Origin of the sequence: Mesorhizobium sp. M4A.F.Ca.ET.050.02.1.1 (genome assembly GCF_003997725.1) — a bacterium.
Classification (GTDB): domain Bacteria; phylum Pseudomonadota; class Alphaproteobacteria; order Rhizobiales; family Rhizobiaceae; genus Mesorhizobium.
Map to the genome: position 1 here is coordinate 1 of NZ_RZSG01000939.1, position 2099 is coordinate 2099.

The 2099-nt window shown below is 65.8% G+C and carries 2 pseudogenes; both read right to left on the reverse strand.

Going from position 1 to position 2099, the window contains the following annotated elements:
- A pseudogene (locus EOA33_RS33380) lies at positions 1-667 on the reverse strand (hypothetical protein); the annotation flags it as partial.
- Positions 664-2061: pseudogene (locus tag EOA33_RS33385) on the reverse strand (NAD(P)H-hydrate dehydratase); the annotation flags it as partial. The pseudogenes EOA33_RS33385 and EOA33_RS33380, both read right to left, overlap by 4 nt.
- Between the last annotated feature and the right edge of the window lie 38 nt (positions 2062-2099).

Sequence of the window (2099 nt, forward strand, 5' to 3'; positions counted from 1 at the left end):
CCACTTGCGCGTTGAGTTCGAGCTGCTTGAAGGTCAGCTCTTCCGGCGCCAGCGGCCCGCCGGCCAGCCAGCCGGCATCGACGGCCTCGTCGAGTTGCGGCGTCCAGCGCCCGGCAACGCCGACGCAGCCGCCATCGGCATCCGGCGCGACACTGTAGACAGCGTTGAAATTGAACGGCAGCCGCGAGGCCAGCACCTTGCCGTTCTTCCTGAAGCTGTAGGCAAGACGGTAGATAAAACGCACTTCGCCGCAACCCTGGTCGCCGCTCAAGGCGGCGAAATCGCGCCGGTCGAGCCGGTTGACAACGCCGACCAGCCGAAAGCGCGCCGCTTCCGTCTTCAGCCAGCGCATGTCCATGATGCGGCCGACATTGCCGTCGGTAACCTCGTAGAGCGGTCGCCCTCCGGCCTTCATTTCGGCGCGCAGCGCGGCGACGTCGGCCGCGACCGTCTCGACGATGGCATGATAGGCCGGCGCCTTGTCGTAGAGGGTCTTCAAATCATCCTTCCCGTCGACGCTGAACACGCCGGCGAATGAGAATCCCTTGGCATCGAGCGCGGCAAGCACCGCTGGATCGTCGACGATGGTCACCGGTGCCTCGGCGCGTGCGCCATGCGGCGCAGGCAGCGCGAAGATGATCGACAAGACGAGCGCAAGTCGCTTCATGCGAGGGCCTCAGCTTGACGGGCTGCGACCAGCTCTCGCAGCACCGGAACCATGGCGATCGGCAGATCCTCGGCGATCAGCCCCGGACCGAAGCGGTTGCCGGCCTCGGCATGGATCCAGACCGCCGCAGCCGCTGCTTCGAACACCGCCATGCCTTGCGCCCCAAGCCCGGCGATGATGCCGGCCAGAATGTCACCCGACCCGGCGGTGGCAAGCCATGGCGCGCCATTGTTGTTGATGGCCGCCAGGCCGTTCGGCGCCGCGATCACCGTATCGGCGCCCTTGTAGACGACGACCGCATTGGCGCGCTGGGCGGCCGCGCGGGCCCTGGCCAACTTGGAGAGGTTCTTGTCTGCAGCAATGTCCGGAAACAGGCGGACAAACTCACCTTCATGCGGCGTCACTACCAATATGGGAGCGTGCGGCTTGTGAGCAGCCTCAAAGAGGATGTCAGGCTCATCGCGAAACGAGGTGATGCCATCGGCATCGAGCACCAGCCCGTCGATCCCGCTGGCCGCACCTTGCAGTCCAGCCCTCAGTATCGCCAAGGCAAGATCCCGTGTCCTTTCGCCAACGCCGAAGCCAGGTCCGAGGACAAAGGCCGACGGCCGCCGTTCGCCGATGAAGTCGTTCAGGTCGACGACAGTGTCGGTCCTGCGCAACATGATCGAAGTCAGGTGCGCGGCATTCGCCTGCATGGCGTTCGCTGGCGACAGCACGGTCACCGCCCCTGCCCCTGCCCGCGCGGCGGCAAGCGCCGACAAGCGCGCGGCGCCGGTTGCGGACGGCCCGCCGGAAAACACACCGACATGGCCGCGATTGTATTTATGCGCGTCGGTGGCCGGGACTGGAAAATCAGCTCGCCAGAGCGAGGGGGTGTTCTCGAACGTCGACACGCCAAGCTGCGCAATGACCGCATCGCCAATGCCGATGTCCGCCAGCACGACCTCAGCGCAGCGTTCCCGCCCCGGCAGCAGCAGATGACCGGGTTTCTTGCGTGCGAAGGTGACCGTGACCTCGGCGCTGAATGCCGCGCCGAGAATGGCACCGCTTGCACCGGAGACGCCGGAGGGTAGATCGACGGCGATCACCGGCAGATCGATTTCCCTGGCCATTTCGATCGCCGTGGCGTCGTGACCGGACAGGGGCTTCGAGAGTCCTGCCCCATAGAGAGCATCGACGATAATGGAGCCTTTCTCGGCGGCAAATGCCGCGAGCGGTCGAGCTTTTGCGGGGCACTCCGCCGCGACAATCGCGGCATCGCTGCCGGCTCGCGGTTTGCCCGATACCCACACCGCGACATTGACACCGGCCTCGGCCAGCAATCTCGCCACGACATAGCCATCGCCCCCATTGTTGCCGGGACCACAGAGAACATGGACCCTTGAGGCCGCCGTTGTGCTGGCGCGTTACCCGGCGGCCTCAAGGGTCC